This is a genomic window from Pseudoalteromonas sp. SG43-5, from assembly GCF_014164345.1.
GTDB classification, from domain to species: Bacteria; Pseudomonadota; Gammaproteobacteria; order Enterobacterales; family Alteromonadaceae; genus Pseudoalteromonas; species Pseudoalteromonas distincta.
The window spans coordinates 1-15,946 of record NZ_JACJFA010000014.1; the positions used below are offsets into that span (position 1 = coordinate 1).

General features: G+C 38.5%; 17 protein-coding genes. 8 read left to right on the forward strand and 9 right to left on the reverse strand.

The genetic code is table 11. The annotated features are described in order from the left end of the window. Positions 1-333: 333 nt before the first annotated feature. The 6 genes from H5161_RS14080 (at position 334) to H5161_RS14105 (ending at position 4,087) form a co-directional block, all read left to right on the forward strand. Entirely contained in the window at positions 334-1,014 is a 681-nt protein-coding gene (locus H5161_RS14080; protein ID WP_154903844.1) for a PspA/IM30 family protein, read from the forward strand. A 9-nt stretch (positions 1,015-1,023) separates the two neighbouring features. Further along, positions 1,024-1,230 (forward strand): PspC domain-containing protein, encoded by a 207-nt coding sequence (locus H5161_RS14085; protein ID WP_002957924.1) that lies wholly within the window; start codon positions 1,024-1,026, stop codon positions 1,228-1,230. A gap of 172 nt (positions 1,231-1,402) precedes the next feature. Continuing rightward, positions 1,403-1,729, forward strand: a complete 327-nt coding sequence (locus tag H5161_RS14090; protein ID WP_002957925.1) for a hypothetical protein — start codon at positions 1,403-1,405, stop codon at positions 1,727-1,729. A 79-nt stretch (positions 1,730-1,808) separates the two neighbouring features. Then, positions 1,809-2,318, forward strand: coding sequence for a copper chaperone PCu(A)C (locus H5161_RS14095; protein ID WP_404936166.1), 510 nt, complete (start codon positions 1,809-1,811; stop codon positions 2,316-2,318). Between the two features lie 8 nt (positions 2,319-2,326). Beyond that, entirely contained in the window at positions 2,327-3,313 is a 987-nt protein-coding gene (locus H5161_RS14100) for a DUF2333 family protein (RefSeq protein WP_024603343.1), read from the forward strand. A gap of 3 nt (positions 3,314-3,316) precedes the next feature. Continuing rightward, positions 3,317-4,087: a TIGR04219 family outer membrane beta-barrel protein gene (locus H5161_RS14105; protein ID WP_002957929.1), complete on the forward strand. Its 771-nt coding sequence runs from the start codon at positions 3,317-3,319 to the stop codon at positions 4,085-4,087. Between the two features lie 33 nt (positions 4,088-4,120). Here the strand turns inward: H5161_RS14105 and H5161_RS14110 are convergent, their stop codons facing one another. Together H5161_RS14110 and H5161_RS14115 are read right to left on the reverse strand one after the other, a co-directional pair. Continuing rightward, the gene (locus H5161_RS14110; RefSeq protein WP_039485422.1) at positions 4,121-5,008 is read right to left on the reverse strand and encodes a TIGR03899 family protein; all 888 of its coding nucleotides are present in this window, start codon (positions 5,006-5,008) and stop codon (positions 4,121-4,123) included. Next, positions 4,977-5,558: an SRPBCC family protein gene (locus H5161_RS14115; protein WP_182715711.1), complete on the reverse strand. Its 582-nt coding sequence runs from the start codon at positions 5,556-5,558 to the stop codon at positions 4,977-4,979. Before H5161_RS14115 ends, H5161_RS14110 begins: the two co-directional genes overlap by 32 nt. Positions 5,559-5,669: 111 nt before the next feature. On the opposite strand from H5161_RS14115, the gene H5161_RS14120 reads away from it, so the two are divergent. Both H5161_RS14120 and H5161_RS14125 read left to right on the forward strand, forming a co-directional pair. Continuing rightward, on the forward strand, positions 5,670-7,859 hold the full coding sequence (locus tag H5161_RS14120) for an EAL domain-containing protein (RefSeq protein WP_182719897.1): 2,190 nt from the start codon (positions 5,670-5,672) through the stop codon (positions 7,857-7,859). A gap of 132 nt (positions 7,860-7,991) precedes the next feature. Then, the gene (locus H5161_RS14125; protein WP_154903848.1) at positions 7,992-10,169 is read left to right on the forward strand and encodes a YgiQ family radical SAM protein; all 2,178 of its coding nucleotides are present in this window, start codon (positions 7,992-7,994) and stop codon (positions 10,167-10,169) included. A gap of 170 nt (positions 10,170-10,339) precedes the next feature. On the opposite strand, the gene H5161_RS14130 is transcribed toward H5161_RS14125, so the two are convergent. The 7 genes from H5161_RS14130 to H5161_RS14160 form a co-directional block, all read right to left on the reverse strand. Further along, complete coding sequence (locus H5161_RS14130) at positions 10,340-10,747, reverse strand: protein disulfide oxidoreductase (RefSeq protein WP_220488593.1); 408 nt, start codon at positions 10,745-10,747, stop codon at positions 10,340-10,342. A 202-nt stretch (positions 10,748-10,949) separates the two neighbouring features. Continuing rightward, complete coding sequence (gene mgtE, locus H5161_RS14135; RefSeq protein WP_002957935.1) at positions 10,950-12,308, reverse strand: magnesium transporter; 1,359 nt, start codon at positions 12,306-12,308, stop codon at positions 10,950-10,952. Between the two features lie 131 nt (positions 12,309-12,439). Then, the gene (locus tag H5161_RS14140) at positions 12,440-12,712 is read right to left on the reverse strand and encodes an HPr family phosphocarrier protein (protein WP_002957937.1); all 273 of its coding nucleotides are present in this window, start codon (positions 12,710-12,712) and stop codon (positions 12,440-12,442) included. Between the two features lie 42 nt (positions 12,713-12,754). Next, positions 12,755-13,600 (reverse strand): RNase adapter RapZ, encoded by an 846-nt coding sequence (rapZ, locus tag H5161_RS14145; protein WP_002957938.1) that lies wholly within the window; start codon positions 13,598-13,600, stop codon positions 12,755-12,757. Between the two features lie 18 nt (positions 13,601-13,618). After that, entirely contained in the window at positions 13,619-14,071 is a 453-nt protein-coding gene (gene ptsN / locus H5161_RS14150) for a PTS IIA-like nitrogen regulatory protein PtsN (RefSeq protein ID WP_024595797.1), read from the reverse strand. Between the two features lie 4 nt (positions 14,072-14,075). Beyond that, positions 14,076-14,363 carry a ribosome hibernation promoting factor gene (hpf, locus tag H5161_RS14155; RefSeq protein WP_007580301.1) on the reverse strand — a complete coding sequence of 96 codons (288 nt, stop codon included), beginning with the start codon at positions 14,361-14,363 and terminating at the stop codon, positions 14,076-14,078. A gap of 26 nt (positions 14,364-14,389) precedes the next feature. Continuing rightward, positions 14,390-15,889, reverse strand: a complete 1,500-nt coding sequence (locus H5161_RS14160; protein WP_002957941.1) for an RNA polymerase factor sigma-54 — start codon at positions 15,887-15,889, stop codon at positions 14,390-14,392. Positions 15,890-15,946: the final 57 nt, after the last annotated feature.

Consider the following 15,946-nt stretch of genomic DNA (forward strand, 5'->3'; position numbering starts at 1 on the left):
AGTATGTTCGTTAATCATAATGTGCCCTCAAACAAGATTTGAAGATCTGATCATGACATTGAGATTTAGTTCAAAAAAATCCCCGCTAATTTCTTAGCAGGGATTTGTGTATAAGAGACAGCTTTCGAGTGGCTTTTTTAATCCTAAAAATTAGTCAAAATCATAATTTATTGGCCAATTACACTCTATGTTGTTCAGCTTAAAGTCACTAAAATTTAGAGTGTTTGTTATTTACCATTATGATTTTAAATGCTTTATTTTCTTTTTGATGGACTTGGCACAACTCTTGGAATCTTCTTGTTGAAATTAATTAAAAATCAACAGGAGAATACCATGGGAATATTTAACCGCGTAAATGATGTAATTCAATCAAACATTGTCGCCATGCTTGATAAAGCAGAAGATCCAGAAAAACTTTTAAACCTAATGCTTACCGAGATGCAAGATGCATTGAATGAGTGTCGTAGTACAGCAGCCGCTTTATTGTGTGAAGAGAAAGTAATTAATCGCCAAATTGATACTAAAAAAACAGAATTAGCAGCTTGGCAAATGAAAGCAGAACGTGCGGTTGAGAAGGGCAGTGATGACCTTGCTAAATCAGCTTTACTTGAGAAGCAACGCGTTAACGAAAGCATTGAAAATAAGCAAACTCAACTAGAAACATTGCAAGAGTCTATTGCAAAAATTAAGTCTGATTGTGAACGCTTGCAGCAAAAAATGGCTATGGCTAAAACTAAGCAAGCTCAGTTAATGCAACGCCATAATGTTGCTATTGCTAGAGGGCGAATCAGTACGCAACTACAAAGCGATAAAGTTGCCCATGCGTTGTCTCGTTTTGAACAAATAGAGCAGCGTGTTGAAGGTATTGAAGCTCAAGTAGAGGCTTATGAGCTGACTGATACAGCAAGTTCTACCAGTGCCCAAATTGAGTCGTTAGTTAAAAATGAAAAAGTTGATGCTGAGTTGGCTCGCTTAAAGGCGAACTTAAATACTAATTTAAAACACACTGCTTAGGAGATTGCTATGAACAGCTTTAATCGTCAACAAGGTTGGTATAAAGATACTCTGAATAAAAAAATATCTGGTGTTTGTAGTGGTTTAGCCCATAGATTGGACTTTCCGGTTTGGGCAACACGCGTAGTTACTATTTTGTTGTTTTTGAGTTTTCCGTTTGCAGTTGCACTTGGCTATTTTATAGCGCATTGCTGCCTTGAAAATAAAGAGTATTAATACCAACAGGCATAAATATTTGAACAATTTAACGAATTAAATCACCCTATAACGTTGTTAAAAATTTTAATTTAGAACAGCTAGGTATAAAAATTTTTGCCTAGTTATAACGCAATTTTCTTATCGTTAAATAGACCTCATGTATAAGCCGGTTGGTATAAGGAGAATTACTATGAAAGCTTTGGCAGTATGTGTAATTATCTATTTATTACTGTTTACTGATTTAATAACGTTTGTGCAGATTGATTCTTGGCAGTTGCCGTTATGGATTGCTGACATTAGTTGGGCTGGGCTCGAGCTTGTAGGTGCTTTGGCCGCAATTATTGCTGTAGTTGCGGTAGTGGCTTTAATTACTATGGGATTAGTTGGTGCCGGTGTAGTGGCATTAGCAGGGACTGTTTTAGCGCTTTTATTCGGATCTATAATGATTGCATGGCCGTTACTATTTGTTGCAGTGTTGTGTTGGCTTGTTGCTGATAACAAAAAAGTAGCCTCTTAATCCTTAATTTGACTGACTATTATAGGTTAACTATGTTAAATTTAGCCTGTAATTTAAAGTTTTCATAAGGATAATAATGATGACGAAACTATGTTTTTCGATGGCTTCTGCATTAATATTTAGTTTTTTTTCGTCATCGTTGGCGGCGCACTCAGGGCACGATCATGGTTCTGATGTGGCTGTGCTCGAAGTAACTAACGCGCAAGTTAGAGAGTTTTTACCTGGCAGTACTTCAACTGTAGGTTATTTAACCCTTATTAATCACAGTGGAGCCGCAGCAACTTTAACTAAGGCAACTATTGATGGCTTGGGGCGTGTTGAAATACACGAGCATTCACATGTAGACGGCATGATGAAAATGCAACAAGTTGAATCGGTTGAAATTAAGGCGCACGAAAGTGTCAGCTTTCAGCCTGGCGGTTATCATTTAATGGCATTTGAACCACAAGAGCTATTAAAAGTAGGACAAGAACGTAAACTCACACTATATTTTAGTGACGGTAATCGCTTATTTACTAATGCTCAAGTCGTGTCGCTTGAGGCGCAAGCTAAGCAGTCAAAACCATCTACTCAACACGCTCATCATTAGGAGTACACATGTCGCAACATAAAGGAAAAATAGCAGGAATAATTGTTTTACTGCTTATCATTTTTTACGCAATTGCTGTTTATTGGAGCACAGAACCTTCACGTTTTGACGTTGTTGCAAACGCGAAAGAGCAAGCGCAGCTTCGTAATGAAAAAATAGTAACGGGTTATGTAACTACTTCTACATTAATTACGGTAGCCAATACCTTACTAGATAAACCGGGTGGCTACTTATCAAATGATGTAATACCACCAAGTATTATTATGGATGATATGCCAGCGTGGGAATATGGCGCACTAGAAATGGTACGTGATTTATCGCTTTCTATGCGAAAAGATTTTAGCCGTTCTCAATCACAATCAACGGAACATGAAGCCCTTAAAAAGGCGCAGCCGCAGTTTAATATAAGCTCTGAGGCATGGGCATGGCCAAGTGCCGAAGGTGAGTACCAAAAAGGTATTGACTACTTAATGGTATATCGTGGACAAATTGCTAATGAGCATGAGCGCGATAGCCAATTTTACGCACGAGCAGATAACTTACGTAGTTGGCTTAAAGAAGCTGAGAAACGTTTAGGTAGCTTAAGCCAACGTTTAAGTGCCAGTGTAGGCCAAGAAAAAGTGAACACCGATTTAGCGGGTAATTCATCTAATAAACAAGCAACTCTTGCGCCACTGCAGCAGCAAGTAAGAACACCGTGGTTAGAAATTGACGATGTGTTTTACGAGTCGCGCGGTGCTACTTGGGCGTTACTGCATTTTTTACAAGCGATAGAGTATGACTTTAATGACGTGCTTGAAAAGAAAAATGCACGTGTAAGCTTACAACAAATCATACGTGAACTTGAGGCGACTCAAGAAACAGTATGGAGCCCACTTATTTTAAACGGTAATGGTTTTGGCTATGTTGCTAACCATTCTTTAGTTATGGCAAATTATATTTCTAGAGCCAATGCGGCTTTAATCGAACTCAGCGAACTACTAGCTCAAGGATAAAAAATGAAAAAGTATTGTTTAGCAGCAGCCCTTTCAATGGCATGTTTAGCACCAGCAGCGCAAGCTGACACTCTACTAGGTTTATACGTAGGTGTTGATGGGTGGAAGTCAGATAACGATGGTCAATTTTCTTATAAAAATAATGCATCTCAAGATTTTAATTTTGAAGATGAGACTTTTGTAAGTTACTACGCGGCACTTGAGCACCCTGTACCATTAGTTCCAAATATTAAATTAAAGTATACCGAGCTTGAGTTAAATGGTTCTGCGCTACTTACAGATACATTTAGCTTTAATGGCTCTGATTATGTTGTAGGCTCTACGGTAAATACTGTAAGTGATTTAACACACATCGATTACATTTTTTATTATGAGATTTTTGATAACGATTTAATCTCAATTGACTTAGGTTTAAATGCTAAGCAGTTTGATGGTGATATTGTTGTAAATGGTACTACTCAAAATGGTGGTACTAACTTTACCGAAACAAAAGACTTCTCTGGTTTTGTTCCTCTTGCATATGGCCGTGCCGAAGCAGGCTTACCATTTACTGGTTTAAGTGTATTTTTTGAAGGTAGCTTTTTGGCTATTGACGATAGCAAAGTACAAGATTACCAAGTAGGCGTAGCGTGGGAACTTATTGATAACCTAGCAGTAGATGTTGCTGTTAAAGCAGGTTACCGCTCTATGGTATTAGAACTTGATGATGTAGATGATATTACAACTGATATTGATGCATCAGGCCCATTTGCGGGTATTCAGGTTCACTTTTAATTAGTATTTTCTAATTAAACAAAGCGTGGCATATTATTTTATTGCGTGCCACGCTAAATCAAACTCTCCCTCCAGCGCATTATTAATTAACTGCTTATAAATTTTATTTACAGGAAAATTAATGAGTTTAGATAACTCATCACCTGTTTGCGTGAATTTATAATAGCTTAATACCAAATCACTGCTTTTTGCTTTTAACGTTACTTTTTGCGATAAAAATGAAAGGGTAAGTTCTTGCCCCGCTTTAAGCACTGCAGATTCAATTTCTTTTCTATACAGTAAATTAAGATCCATAAGTGTTAAAATATCAGGAAAACTAATACCTGTTTTTCCTAAATTTAGAGACACTTTATTGCCTTTTCGTAGCAAATCAAACAATGACGGTTTTTTGTAAAAGCCGAGTAAAATAAAGTGGCTGTCGTCTTTTTCGTTATAGCCTGAGAGCGACACACATTTTTGCAAAGAGTCAGCTTCTCGCTGTGTCATATGCTTTAACGTTTGCAGGCTTTTAATTGAAAACGTACCAGGGTTGAGTGTTTCTCCCGTTAAAATTTTGGCCCATAAAGTTTGCATTGACGCATTTGAAGTATCTTCGCACAGTGCGATAAAATGCTCTACCCAGTCAGCATCGGGTTGTTTAGTACTTGCTACATCGGGGCAAAACCCCATAGCCATTGCTAAAATTGACTCTATATTTTGTTGTTGTTTTATTAGTAGTAAATCTTGGCGCTTTTGGGCACGAGCTAAAACAGAGTTTTCACTGTTGATATGATAAAGCGGCTTAACTTGGCCTTTAATATCGTAATTTTGTTCGGGGGTAGGCAATATTCCGTTACTGCCTATTTTTGTTATAGGGTAACCAAGTAAGGATTCGATAATGTTAGCAAGGTTAATTCTCGCTTGTGCTGTCTTGACTGGCATGGCTGTGCATTGTCCTTTGTGAATGACTAAGCTGAGCAACAGTTTTAAGGTTATTTAACCCCATTGAAACTGTATTACGGAGCACATATTCGCTCAAAATTGCGGTGTAACCCGATATTAAAGGGGCGGTTGTTTGTCCGTTAATCTTACATATTAAAGTGACGATACCGTTTTGCTCACTAAAATTAAAAGTCCCCCTAATAATATGCTCAGCATTTAAAAGTATATTAAAGCTGACCTTATTTTGATTCACCGAAGTTATGATCATTTCACCATACCCCCATTTTCCTTTCCAAGACTGATGAGCACCTAGGCCAGAGCTAGGTTCGCCCAAGGTAAAACGTATACTGGGGTCTACTTTTTCCCATGGAGACCATTTTTGCCATTGATTAAAGTCAGTAATAAGCGGTTTTACTGCGTCAATATTTGCATTGATTTCTATTGTTTTATTTACATTATAACTTTGGGGAAGTATCAGCCCTACCAGCACTAATACCAATAACAATAACAGTACGCCTTTGATTAATATTTTTAATGGTTTAATAAGCACACCTTTTATTAGTTTTTTGAGTTGAAATACAACAACTTTTTATTAATCGACTATAGTATGAATTAGATTATAAACCAAAAATAATTTATAAATTGCTACCTAGGAGAGCGAATGTCGTCAGATCAAAACGATTTTTTATTTTTTGAACAAGACTATGAAGATGATGCAGTAATTGAGCCGACTAAGTTTTGGGATATTTTAATTGTTGATGACGAACCTGAGATCCACTCTGTAACAAAGTTAGCTTTGTCTGGGGTTGAGTTTTTGGGGGCAGGCTTGCGATTTCATGATGCCTATTCGGGAGCTGAAGCAATAGAGATTTTAGCTGAAAATAACGATATTTCAGTTATTTTTTTAGACGTTATTATGGAAACTGACGATGCTGGCTTGCAGGTTGTAAAAAGGGTGCGTGACGAATTAAATAATCAACATGTGAGAATTATTTTAAGAACAGGGCAAGCTGGTAATATACCAGAAGAAAAAGTAATACGTGAATACGATATAAATGATTATAAAACTAAAACAGAACTCACTCGCTCTAAATTAGTAACATCGCTCATAACCGCTATTCGCTCTTACGAGCAGGTATGCCAGCTTGAATATCAAAGTGATGCAATGAACACGATTGTTTCTGCATCAAAGTCTATTTTAGGGCTTACTGATATTAAGCAACTATGCAAAGAAATCATCAAGCACATGAGTATTATTTTAAAGTGTTCACCTCGAGGGCTTGTGTGCAGCAAATTAGACGGCGATGACTTTATTCAAGTATTAGGTGGTTGTGGGCATTACGAAGACTACTTTGGTGAAAAATTAATTAATGTTGATAGCAAAGTATTTAAACAAGTTGAGTTGTGTTTTGATTTATCAAAGCATCAACATACAGACTCAAGTGCAACATTTGTATTAAAAAGTAAGCATAGAAAAGCGGCTTTATATATAGAATGTGACCATGTTCCTTTGCAAGCACAATTGCAGTTTGCTGAAATCTTCTTAACAAATGTGAGTGTTGCCCTCGATAATATAAGGCTGTTTGTAAAGTTAAGAGATGCAGCTTATAAAGATGTGCTTACAGGTATTTCAAATCGTACCAATTTTATTGAACGGGTAGAGCGTTATCAAAAGCCGCACGTGAATGATTATGTATTTGTACTACTTGATATAGTTAATTTTGCAGATATTAATAATGGCTTAGGGCAAGAGGTCGGTAATAAAGTATTAATTGGCATTGTGCAAAGGTTAAAAGAAAACTACCCAACAGCTAAGTTACTATCTCGTATTGGTGCTGATGTTTTTGGTTTTATTATTCGCCGTGATGAACTCGACTTAAAAAAATTGAATGAGCAGTTAGGTGTTCCATTTTGCGCAGAAGAGCATACATTGCCTATCGATTTTAGATTGGGTTTATGCCAACAGCAAGACTTTCAAAGTAGCGGGATTGATACACTTAAAGTTGCTTATATTGCACTTGACCAAGCTAAAAAAGCAAAGCATAAAGAAGGCGTTTATTACAATATCGACATGCAAGATAAAATGGCTTGGCGCATAGGAATTATTAGGCAATTACGCCATGATTTTGCTCGAAACAAGTTAGAGGTATGGTACCAACCTCAACTTTCATTAGGAGACTTGTCTCTAATTGGGTGTGAGGCATTACTTAGGTGGCCCACCGGTAATGGATCATATATATCGCCAGCGGTATTTGTTCCACTTGCAGAAGATGCGGGCTTGATTGTTGATATAGGGCAGTGGGTTTTAGAGCAAGCTTGCCAACAACAAAAGCGCCTAGAAAATATGGGTACCGAAATTTGTATTGCGGTTAATGTGTCTGTTCCGCAGTTTAAAGTAAAAGGCTATGCTCAAAACGTTAAAAATACATTATTAAAATATGGCGTTAAGCCAAAAAACATAGAGTTAGAAGTCACAGAAAGCGTAGTAATGGATGAACTCGAAACTGTTATTAATACACTTAGAGAGCTTCAAGAGTTAGGGATTGAGGTTGCTATTGATGACTTTGGGACTGGCTTTTCATCGCTTAGTTATATACAAAGTTTACCCTTGGATAGGTTGAAAATAGATCGTGCATTTATTAAGGATCTGCCAAATGATGACACTGGCGCTATTGCTGCCTTAGTTATTTCTCTTGGTGCTAAGTTGGGTTTAAAAACGATTGCTGAAGGCGTTGAAACACAAGAACAAGCTCAGTTCTTAAAAAACTTAGGCTGTGATGAGGTACAAGGTTTTATGTATGCTAAACCTATGCCTGAGCATGAATTGATAGAATTTATAAATAAACGCTAAAAAAAGATTAACTTATTATTTAAGCTAATGAACGATTTAGAATTTAAAGCGCGATATGCTTTGACTACTTTGTATATATAAAGAATTTAGTAGGGTATAATTCGCGCCTTTTGTTATTCTACGGCCACAATTATGAGCACACTCAAAGCTAAGCGCGCCTTATTTTCATACCCTAAATACTGGGCTGAATGTTATGGCACCGCGCCATTTTTACCAACTACACGTGAAGAAATGGATGCACTTGGCTGGGATAGTTGCGACATAATAATAATTAGTGGTGATGCGTATGTTGATCATCCTAGTTTTGGGATGGCGGTAATTGGCCGTGTACTTGAAGCGCAAGGCTTTAGAGTGGGGATTATTGCCCAACCTGCATGGGACTCTAAAGATGCATTTATGGAGCTCGGCAGACCGAATTTATTTTTTGGTGTAACAGCCGGCAACATGGATTCGATGATCAACCGCTATACAGCGGAAAAGCGCATGCGCCACGATGATGCTTACACGCCTAATAACGTTGGCGGTAAGCGCCCAGATCGCGCCGTGATGATTTACTCGCAAAAATGCCGTGAAGCATACAAAGGTATCCCAATTGTTATTGGCGGTATTGAAGCCAGCCTTCGCCGTATTGCTCATTACGACTATTGGCAGGAAAAAGTACGTCGTAGTATTTTGTTTGATGCAAAAGCCGATATTTTAATTTACGGTAACGCAGAGCGCCCGCTAGTTGAAGTTGCACACCGTATTGCGGCGGGTGAAACGATGGATACGATTCAGGATATTCGCGGCACGGCTGTTATTCGAAAAGAGCCTCTACCTGGTTGGCGTGGCAGTGATTCTACCGCTATTGATAAAATTGGTAAAATAGACCCTATTCCAAACCCATATGGCGCGGATGATGTTGGCTGTAGTAAATCTGAATTTAAACAAGCGGGTATTGATTTAAAAGCAGAAGCGGCAAAACCAATCATGGTTCAGCCTGCACGTCCTAAGCCGTGGGAAAAAACCTATGTTAAGTTACCTGCTTATGAGCAAGTAAGTGTTAACAAACCTTTATACGCCCATGCCTCGCGAATTTTACATCAAGAAACAAACCCTGGTTGTGCAAGAGCGCTTTACCAACGACATGGCGATCGCTCTATTTGGGTAAACCCGCCAGCATATCCATTAGAAACACATGAGATGGATGCTGTATTTGGTTTGCCGTATCAGCGTATTCCTCACCCAAGTTATGGTGATGCTAAAATACCTGCTTACGATATGATTAAAACGTCAGTTAATATTATGCGTGGCTGTTTTGGTGGTTGTTCGTTTTGCTCAATTACAGAGCATGAAGGGCGCATTATTCAAAGTCGTTCGCAAGAATCTATTATTGAAGAAATTGAACAAATTAGAGATAAAGTTCCCGGCTTTACTGGTGTTATTTCTGATTTAGGTGGCCCAACGGCGAATATGTATAAGCTGCGCTGTACTAGTAAAAAGGCCGAGAGTACCTGTAGACGCTTATCATGTGTGTATCCAGATATTTGTAAACACATGGATACAGATCATACGCCAACAATAGATTTGTATAAAAAAGCACGTGAAGTTAAGGGTATTAAAAAGGTATTGATTGCTTCAGGTGTACGTTACGATTTAGCTGTACGCGACCCGCGTTACGTTAAAGAATTAGTAACGCACCATGTAGGCGGTTACTTAAAAATAGCGCCAGAGCATACAGAGGATGGTCCATTATCAAAAATGATGAAACCAGGTATGGGAGCGTACGATCAATTTAAAGAACTATTTGATAAGTACTCTAAAGAAGCCGGTAAAAAGCAGTATTTAATTCCTTACTTTATATCTGCTCACCCAGGTACAAAAGATGAAGACATGGTAAACATGGCTTTATGGCTTAAATCAAACGACTTTAAGCTTGATCAGGTACAAAATTTTTACCCATCACCTATGGCTAATGCGACGACTATTTACCATACAGAGATGAACTCTTTACGTAATATAAAAAACAACTCAGAAGTTGTTCCAGTACCTAAAGGCGCACGCCAACGTAGATTACATAAAGCTATTTTACGCTACCACGATGCAGCTGGTTGGCCAATGATACGTGAAGCTCTACGTAAAATGGGTAAAGCTAATTTAATTGGTAAAGGGCCTAACTGTTTAGTGCCAGAAGAAGGGCGCGATGAAAAATCAGGTAAAGGTGGTAAAAAAGGTGGGCGTCCGGCACTAACGCGACATACTGGTTTTAGCCAATTTAAAAAGGCAAACACTAAGCCAAAAGTGGGCGCTAATCGTCAAAGCACACGTTAGTAATTTTATTCGCTAATAGATAAGGCTAATTGCGGTACGCGTTTTTTAGCTTTTGTATACGTAAATTAAGTCAGCTTTGCTCTTTATTATCTATATTATTGTAGGTGATAAAGAGTGAGGTTTTAGAGCCCCCCTCTCTTTAGATATCCTGTGCTAAGTTTAGCTTTTTTTTAAAGCATTGATGATAACCACAAACGCAATTTAAGTGACCATAACGGCTGAATGCCGGTGAGTCCTTGCGTCATTTTATTATCTTTTAAGATTATATAAGATGGCGTGACTTGTCCCTGCCAATCGGAAAATATCTCCCCGTGTTGATCGTTAACAGTACTGAAGCTGTAGCCTTGCTCATTTAAATAATCATGCAGCTCTTGATCAGAGCCTGATTTTATCGCGATGCTCACAACAGGGTATTTATTCTCGTTTGCGAGTTCGTTTATGGCAGGGGAGGTAATACTACAAATAGGACACCAAGTTCCCCAAAAATACACAAGCGTGGGTTTATCTTGGCTCATTGCTGCTAAATTAATGTTTTGCCCTTTATAGTCGATTAATTGTAATTGAGGATTTGCTGGCATGACAGGTTGCCGCCACCAATTGACGGCGGTATAAATGACGAAAAATATAGAGCCATATACCAGTAGACTTTTTAATATGGATACGCTTTTTTGTTTTAGCGTTTTTTTAGGTATGTCATTTTTATGTTTGGTATCCGTTGCCATAGCTACTGATTTACCCTAAGTATTTTTGCTGTAGTTTTTTACATTTAAAGCGTTTAATTTATATCAGCAACCATGTAGCAGTACCTAAAAAGGCGAATATACCAACAATATCAGTCACCGTGGTTAGCACCACACTCCCTGCAAGAGCAGGGTCTATATTCATTCTTTTAAGAATTATTGGAATACTTGCACCAGCAACACCTGCCACCACTAAGTTCATAAACATAGCGAAGGCGAGTACGCCACCAAGCATAAAGTCCCACTGCCATAGCGCAATAACACCCGCAATTAATAGTGACCACAAAATACCGTTTAGCGCGCCAATGGCCAGTTCTTTCATCATCAAGAAACGTTGGTTTGTTTGGTTTATATGACCTACTGCAATACCACGGATAACAAGCGTTAATGATTGGCTACCAGCAACACCACCCATAGAAGGGACAATACCGTTAAGCACAGCCAAAATAGGGAGCACATCTAAAGTGCCTTCAAAAAAGCTAGCTACAAAAGCAGCTGCAAGTGCGGTTAGTAAGTTAACTCCTAGCCAAACTGAGCGTTTTTTAGAGCTTTTTAGTACTGGCGCGAATGTATCCTCTTCATCATCAAGACCGGCTAGGCTTAATAAGCTATGCTCGGCATCTTCTCGGATTACATCAACGATGTCATCGATAGTAACACGACCGAGGAGTTGGTCGTTATCGTCCACCACTGGGGCCGATATCCAATTATGACGCTCAAATAATTGCGCTACTTCACTTTCATCCATTGAGATTGGGATAGACTCACAATCTTCATCCATTAAATCGCGGACAATTTTTTCTGGCGGATTAGTTAATAATGTACTCAGCGATAAAGCGCCTATAAAGCAGTTATGTTTATCAACAACATATAAATCATCTGTACCCTCTGGTAACTCACCACGCAGTCTAATATAACGAAGTACAACATCGAGTGTTACATCAGGGCGAATGGTCACCGTATCGGTGTTCATTAGCGCACCTGCTGAACGCTCTTGATATGACAGTGCTTGCGTGGCACGTTCACGGTCTTGAATGTCCATCGCGCTAACAACGTCTTTATAGACGGTATCTGGCAGGCTACGTAATACTTCACCTAAGTCATCGTGGCCCATGTCTTCAGTTGCGGCGGCAATGTGCTTAGGTTCCATTTGGGCAATAATGCCTAAACGAACATCTTCAGATAATTCTTCAAGAACATCACCCTGCACATCAGGATCGACCAATTGCCAAAGCAGTCGGCGAATTTTATGCGGTGATGATTCTAATAATAATGCGGTATCACAAGGAGCCGTTTTTGCGAGCATGCGCCTAACTTGAACAAATTGACCACTATTGAGTGACTTCGTCACCTGCTTTAGTTGCTGTAGTGGATAATCTTGTTCAAAAGCTTCTGGCATTGGCGTCCTTTATAAATTGTTATATTACTTTATGGGGGGAGGTGAGTTAACTGGCGTTACTAACCTATTTATTTTATATATCTGTTTTAATTGAAGCACTAGTAATGCGAATATTGTTTTTATAAAACAGATTATTCTTGTTCATTAAAGCGTTGTGCTATTAATTCTCCAACAGCGTGTAAAGCTTGCTCAGAATCAGGGCCTTTACAAACAACTTTAACTTCTTTTCCTTGGCTACTTTCAAGTAACATTAATGCAAGTACGCTATCGCCTGCTGCTTCTTTGTCATCTTGGAATAATGTGATTGTAGCATCAAATTGTACTGCTAATTGCGCAAGCACAGTAGCTGCTCTGGCGTGTAAGCCTAATTTGTTTTTTATTAAAAAGGTATCTTCACAATGCATAACTTACTCTACCTAAGCTGAACAGGTGATTATTCAGCTATATTATTTTTCTTGTTCGCGATGGCGAATTTTTACATTGGGATGTGTCATTGCAAAACTTTCACCGATAGTTTGCGCTAAATACACAGAGCGATGTTGCCCACCTGTACACCCAATAGCAATGGTTAAATAACTGCGGTTATTTCGTTCTAAATGCGGTAACCACGTTTGTACAAATGTTTGAATTTGCCATGTGAATTTTTGCACTATGCTGTGATTAGCTAAATAGTCTTTAACCGGTTGATCTAACCCATTTAAAGGCTTCAACTCTGGTTCCCAGTGTGGATTTGGTAAAAAGCGTGCATCAAATACGTAGTCTGCTTCTTTTGGTATACCGTGTTTAAAACCAAATGATTCAAATGTGACAATCAGTTGCTTATCTTTTTTACCTAAAATCTTTTCACGAATAGATTCAGCGAGTTGATGAACACTTAAATCAGTCGTATCTATCATAAAGTCGGCGCGAGTGGTTAATACATCAAGTAATTCTTTTTCTTTTTTGATGGCTAAATCAAGAGGCAACGAGTCTATTGATAGTGGGTGTAATCTGCGTGTTTCAGAAAAGCGTTTGATCAATGTCTGATCGTCACTATCTAAATAAAATAACGTAGGGTTTGCAAAGCCTGGTAAGTATTCAAGAATATCGTTAAATTCATCTTGTTCTTTAGGGATGTTGCGCACATCTATGCTAACAGCAATTTTATCGTAGCTATCAGACACACTGCGAACTAATGAAGGTAGTAGGTTTACTGGAATATTATCTACGCAATAATAACCTAAATCTTCTACAACGCGCAAAGCAACCGACTTTCCAGAACCGGAACGGCCGCTTATGATAATTAACTCCATTTAACACCCTTTATAAAACTATGATTGATCGACAATAACTTGGTAAAGCTCAGTATCAGATTTTGCACTGCGTAACTGTTTACAAAAATCTTTGTTGTTTAGTTTATCAGCAATGGTTGCTAGAGTCTTTAAGTGCTGCTGGTTATCGCCATCTGGTACGATGAGTGCGACAAAAATATCAACAGGGCGATTATCGATTGCATCAAAGTTTATTGGAGTTTCGCTAACGAGCACTAAAGCCAAAGGCTCTTCTGCACCGCTCATTCTTCCATGAGGAATAGCAATGCCACGTCCTATACCTGTACTACCTAATTTCTCTCTGCTCATTAAAGCATTAAGAATATCTTGTTGCGGTAAATACGGAAGTTTGTCGTGAGCAAGTTCGCTAATGAACTCTAAAATTCTTTTTTTGCTATTAAAAAGGACCGCAGCTTTGCTGCAGTCCTGGCATATAAGTGAACTTAATTTCATCATATTAGTGTCGAGCAAGCTTCTCTTTGTGTTTGATTACTTGGCGATCGAGCTTGTCGATCAACGAGTCAATAGCGGCATACATATCTTGATGTTCTGTAGAGGCAAATAGCTCAGCACCGCTTACGTGTATTGTGGCTTCTGCTTTTTGATTTAATTTTTCTACATCGAGAATGACATGAACATTATTAATATGATCAGAGTGTCTTTCAAGCTTCGCAAATTTAGTATTAATATAGTCTCTTAGTGAATCGGTTAATTCTACGTGACGACCAGTTAAGTTTAGTTGCATAAGCATTACCCTCTTAGTTTAGCGTCTTAAATCAGACTTTTACGCTGATTTGACGGTGGAATAGCAAGAGATTCGCGGTATTTTGCGATTGTACGTCTCGCTACTTTAATTCCTTGCTCAGCCAATATATCCGCTATTTTGCTATCACTCAATGGTTTTGCTGAGTTTTCTGCTGCGATTAATTTTCGGATAAGCGCACGTATTGCTGTAGATGAACATTCACCACCGTTTTCAGTACTTACATGGCTTGAGAAAAAATATTTAAGCTCAAATATACCACGGGGTGTATGCATGTACTTTTGAGTAGTTACGCGAGAAATTGTCGATTCGTGCATTTCTACCATTTCAGCAACATCATTTAAAACCATTGGTTTCATGGCTTCAGGGCCATGTTCAAAAAAGCCTTGTTGTTGCTTAACAATACAATTAGTAACTTTTAATAGCGTGTCGTTTCTACTTTCTAAGCTTTTAATAAACCATTTAGCTTCTTGTAAATGTGAGCGAATAAACTGGCTGTCGCCACTTGATTTTACAGTGCGAGACATTGCTGCGTATTGGCTATTAACACGAATTTTAGGCATGCTATCTGGGTTTAATTCGACAACCCAGCGGCCTTTAATTTTTTTAACTGACACATCAGGAATAACATACTCAGATTCTTCCCTTACAATAGTATCTGCAGGTTTTGGGTTGAGAGTATGTATTAGTGTCATTACTTCTTTAAGCTCTTCTTCTTTGAGCTTAGTTTTTTTCATTAATGTACGATAGTCGCGAGCTGCTAATAGATCAATATGCTCGGTTAAAATCATTTTCGTTTCATTAATATAAGGTGTTTCTTTATCAAATTGATTAAGCTGAATACACAAACACTCTTGTAAACTACGTGCAGCAATACCAACAGGATCAAACAGTTGGATGCGTTTTAATACCGCTTCAATTTCATCAAGTTCGACTTCGTTATCATCTTCGTTTTCTTGATTAAAGCTTTCTAAAATCTCTTCGCAGCTTAGTGTTAAAATACCTGAATCATCGACAGCTTCTACAATAGCAATAGCAATAGCTTCGTCTGTAGGGCTAAATGGCGTTAGTTGTAATTGCCACATTAAATACTCATGGAGCGTTTCAGTAGAGGCGCCTTGGTATATTGATTCGTCTTCAGGCATTGGACCTGATGAGGCTGCAGGAGCGGCACTCATGTACTCATCCCAACTGACATCCATAGCCATGTCGTCACTTAGCGTGTCTTTTGCAAGTGCTTCACCAGTATCTTGTTCGTATTCGCTCGGAGCATCATCAGCAGATGCGCTAACAGTTATGTCATCGGTATCAGCTTTTTGCTCGTTTTTACCAGCAGCGTCTTCGGAATAGTCTGCCTCTTCAACCTCTAATAGTGGATTACTGTCGAGAGCTTCTTGTATTTCTTGCTGGAGATCCAATGTACTGAGTTGCAACAAACGAATAGCTTGTTGCAACTGTGGAGTCATTGTAAGTTGCTGGCCCATGCGCAGCTGTAGTGATTGCCTCATGTATCTCTAACAATCCTTTTATGTTGTTATAATTAATACTAGCAGATGCTTAAAGAC

Excerpts from the sequence above, each read along its gene's own strand:
- ptsN (WP_024595797.1), bottom strand. The coding sequence starts at position 14,071 with ATGAAATTAAGTTCACTTATATGCCAGGACTGCAGCAAAGCTGCGGTC.
- H5161_RS14095 (WP_404936166.1), top strand. The coding sequence starts at position 1,809 with ATGACGAAACTATGTTTTTCGATGGCTTCTGCATTAATATTTAGTTTT.
- H5161_RS14085 (WP_002957924.1), top strand. The coding sequence starts at position 1,024 with ATGAACAGCTTTAATCGTCAACAAGGTTGGTATAAAGATACTCTGAAT.
- H5161_RS14160 (WP_002957941.1), bottom strand. The coding sequence starts at position 15,889 with ATGAGGCAATCACTACAGCTGCGCATGGGCCAGCAACTTACAATGACT.
- rapZ (WP_002957938.1), bottom strand. The coding sequence starts at position 13,600 with ATGGAGTTAATTATCATAAGCGGCCGTTCCGGTTCTGGAAAGTCGGTT.
- H5161_RS14080 (WP_154903844.1), top strand. The coding sequence starts at position 334 with ATGGGAATATTTAACCGCGTAAATGATGTAATTCAATCAAACATTGTC.
- H5161_RS14120 (WP_182719897.1), top strand. The coding sequence starts at position 5,670 with ATGTCGTCAGATCAAAACGATTTTTTATTTTTTGAACAAGACTATGAA.
- mgtE (WP_002957935.1), bottom strand. The coding sequence starts at position 12,308 with ATGCCAGAAGCTTTTGAACAAGATTATCCACTACAGCAACTAAAGCAG.
- H5161_RS14130 (WP_220488593.1), bottom strand. The coding sequence starts at position 10,747 with ATGCCAGCAAATCCTCAATTACAATTAATCGACTATAAAGGGCAAAAC.
- H5161_RS14090 (WP_002957925.1), top strand. The coding sequence starts at position 1,403 with ATGAAAGCTTTGGCAGTATGTGTAATTATCTATTTATTACTGTTTACT.
- hpf (WP_007580301.1), bottom strand. The coding sequence starts at position 14,363 with ATGCAACTAAACTTAACTGGTCGTCACGTAGAATTAACCGATTCACTA.
- H5161_RS14100 (WP_024603343.1), top strand. The coding sequence starts at position 2,327 with ATGTCGCAACATAAAGGAAAAATAGCAGGAATAATTGTTTTACTGCTT.
- H5161_RS14110 (WP_039485422.1), bottom strand. The coding sequence starts at position 5,008 with ATGCCAGTCAAGACAGCACAAGCGAGAATTAACCTTGCTAACATTATC.
- H5161_RS14105 (WP_002957929.1), top strand. The coding sequence starts at position 3,317 with ATGAAAAAGTATTGTTTAGCAGCAGCCCTTTCAATGGCATGTTTAGCA.
- H5161_RS14125 (WP_154903848.1), top strand. The coding sequence starts at position 7,992 with ATGAGCACACTCAAAGCTAAGCGCGCCTTATTTTCATACCCTAAATAC.
- H5161_RS14140 (WP_002957937.1), bottom strand. The coding sequence starts at position 12,712 with ATGCATTGTGAAGATACCTTTTTAATAAAAAACAAATTAGGCTTACAC.